The 2,437-nt window shown below is 70.4% G+C and carries 4 protein-coding genes; 1 reads left to right on the forward strand and 3 read right to left on the reverse strand.

The genetic code is table 11. The annotated features are described in order from the left end of the window. The 3 genes from ACN6LD_RS42085 to ACN6LD_RS42095 all read right to left on the reverse strand — a co-directional run. The coding region (locus ACN6LD_RS42085; protein ID WP_319198284.1) for an S-adenosylmethionine synthetase N-terminal domain-containing protein at positions 1–178 on the reverse strand (178 nt) is incomplete at its 3' end. An 80-nt stretch (positions 179–258) separates the two neighbouring features. After that, positions 259–867, reverse strand: a complete 609-nt coding sequence (locus ACN6LD_RS42090) for a nucleosidase (RefSeq protein WP_319198278.1) — start codon at positions 865–867, stop codon at positions 259–261. Between the two features lie 43 nt (positions 868–910). Beyond that, complete coding sequence (locus ACN6LD_RS42095; RefSeq protein ID WP_319198280.1) at positions 911–1,255, reverse strand: DoxX family protein; 345 nt, start codon at positions 1,253–1,255, stop codon at positions 911–913. A gap of 398 nt (positions 1,256–1,653) precedes the next feature. Between ACN6LD_RS42095 and ACN6LD_RS42100 the strand changes: the two genes are divergently transcribed. Beyond that, the gene (locus ACN6LD_RS42100; RefSeq protein ID WP_445045928.1) at positions 1,654–2,253 is read left to right on the forward strand and encodes an HAD family hydrolase; all 600 of its coding nucleotides are present in this window, start codon (positions 1,654–1,656) and stop codon (positions 2,251–2,253) included. The last annotated feature ends 184 nt before the right edge of the window (positions 2,254–2,437 follow it).

Below are 2,437 nucleotides of genomic sequence, written 5' to 3' on the forward strand. Positions count from 1 at the left end.
TGGTGGTGACCTCGCCGGCCACGTGGACCAGACCGGTCGTGATCAGGGTCTCGACGGCGACCCGGGAGGCCGGGTCCTCACGCAGCAGGGCATCGAGGAGGGTGTCGCTGATCTGGTCAGCGATCTTGTCGGGGTGACCCTCGGTCACAGACTCCGAAGTGAACAGGCGACGAGGCATGATTCTCCTGGGGTACCGCGGCGCCCCCCGACGGGACACCGCACAGAACGGACGGTTCGGGTTTTGGCGCCTGCCACGGTTCAGACCAGGTGCCGGCGCATCCAGTCGGCCAGGACGCCGGAGGCCACCGCGGCCGCCTCGGGCCAGGCCCGCTCGGCGGACTCGTCGGCCTGGTCGCTGACGTACTTCACGATCCGCACCGGCAGGCCGAACCGCTCGGCCACGGAGGCGATCGCGTAGCCCTCCATGTCGACCAGGTCGGCCCGCTCGGCGAGCAGCGCGCGGGTGCGGCCGTCGGCGACGAAGGAGTCACCGGTGGCCAGGGTGGGCCCGGGTTCGGGCCGTACGGTCAGCGGACGGCCGTGGTCGACCCCGCTGAGCCGGCGGAGAACCTCGTCCGGCAGGTCGTGCTGAATGACCCGGGACACCTCGACGACACCGCTCAGCGAGCCGCTGAGCGACCCGGCCGTACCGAGGTTGACGATCTCCCGTGGACGGGCCGACGACAGTGCCCACGCGAGCTCCACGGTGGCCCGCACCTTCCCCATTCCGGTGATCAGCACGGGAAAGACGTCGTCGAAGTGCGCCGCCTCCGCCTCGGCCGCCGTCACGATCAACGGAAGGTCGGGACGTATGCGGCCTCGGAGACGAGCCGTGAAGGTGGCTTCGGGCAGGGCGGGAGGCAGCACGGGATTCCTGTTCGGGAGGGGCGCCGGTCGAGGTGGGCCGGTGTCAGGTGTTCTGGACGGTCAGCAGTGTGGCCAGCAGCGCCGTCACGGCGAGTGCGCTCGGCGCGATGAGCCCCTTGCGGTCGTTCGCCCGGAGATGGAAGACCACAGCGCCGCAGAAGTACAGGAACACCCCCGCGCCCGCGGCGATCCCCAGGGGCCGGTAGGCCAGCCCGAGGAGCAGGCCCGAGGCCCCGGCGATCTCCACCGAGGCCAGCCGGGGCAGCCACGAGTCGGGCACGCCCACTCCGCGCAGCGCGGCGACCATGGACTCCTGTCGTCGCAGCTTGCCCAGCGCCGAGACCAGGAGGACCAGCGACAGGACGATGATGAAGGACGCGTTGTTCATGGACACGGGTCTCCGGTGGGCGAGGCGGCGAGGGACCGTGCAGTGACGGCCGTCCCCATGTTTGCCGCTGTCGGCCCAGGAGATCCCTAGTGCTGGATTGCGTATTCTGCGGGTAGACGGGCTGACGGCGGGGTAGTTCGGGTGCTCGGGGCGGTCACCGGACGACGGTTCCACGAGCGCGGCCGGGGCGTGATGAGGACGACGTCCCGTCGTTCGCCTGTGACGGCCGGCCCTGCTCACCCGCCGAATACGACGGCGATATGCGGGCATCCGAATGACGAAGTCCGCACCAGATCGCATGCCCGCGCCGAGACCGGAAGGATTGATCGCGGAAGTGCCTCCTGTGAGACCGCTCACGGTGGCATACTCCAACGAGACTCATGTCTGCCGTAGCCGCCGTGTTTTTCTCAGTGGACTGCATCCTGGTCAGGGGAAGCAGCCTGTCCCGCCTTGTCGAGGAACGCCTCGGACTGAGCGGGGCCTCGAGCGTGCATGAAACCCAGGCGACCGACGCGGCACGCTGGGCGGGCATCCCGGAGAACGCACTGCACACCCAGCTCGCGGGCCTGCCCCTGATCCCCGGAATCGCGGAGACCGCGCAGTGGTGCTGGAGCAGCGGCCTGGTGCCGATCATCTCCAGTCTCACCTGGGCCCCGATCGGCGCGCACCTCGCCGAGCGGTTCGGTTTTCACTCGTACTCGGGGCGCTGCCTGGACGCGAGAAACGGCAGGTTCACGGGCCGGGCCGGCTGCCCTTGCACGCCTGCGGGCCAGGTCGAGTTCGTCGAGCGTCGTGCCGACGACCTCGACGTCGCGCCCCGCGGTTGCGCCGCCGTGGGCGCCTGCCCGACCGACGGCCCGCTCTTCGGCTCGGTCGGCCTCTCCATCGCCTTCAACGCCCCGTCCGAGGTGAGCGCACTCGCGACCACCTCCGTCGAGGGAGACGATCTGCGCGCCGTGATCCCCGCGTTGCAGCCTCTGACCGCCAGCAGGGTCTGAGCGACGGGGACGGCGACGGCGGTCGACCGGCGAAGCGGTGGGGCGGCACTGCGTCGACCGGGTCGGCCCCCGCCGGTGCGCGTCCCCTAGGCGCCGCTTTCCCGCAGCATGTCCTCGCGTTCGACGATCTTCACGCGTTCGCGGTTCTGTGGTTTGCCGAGGGCTTTCTCGGCGGCGTCCAGTC

This window comes from Streptomyces sp. SAS_272 (genome assembly GCF_052543235.1).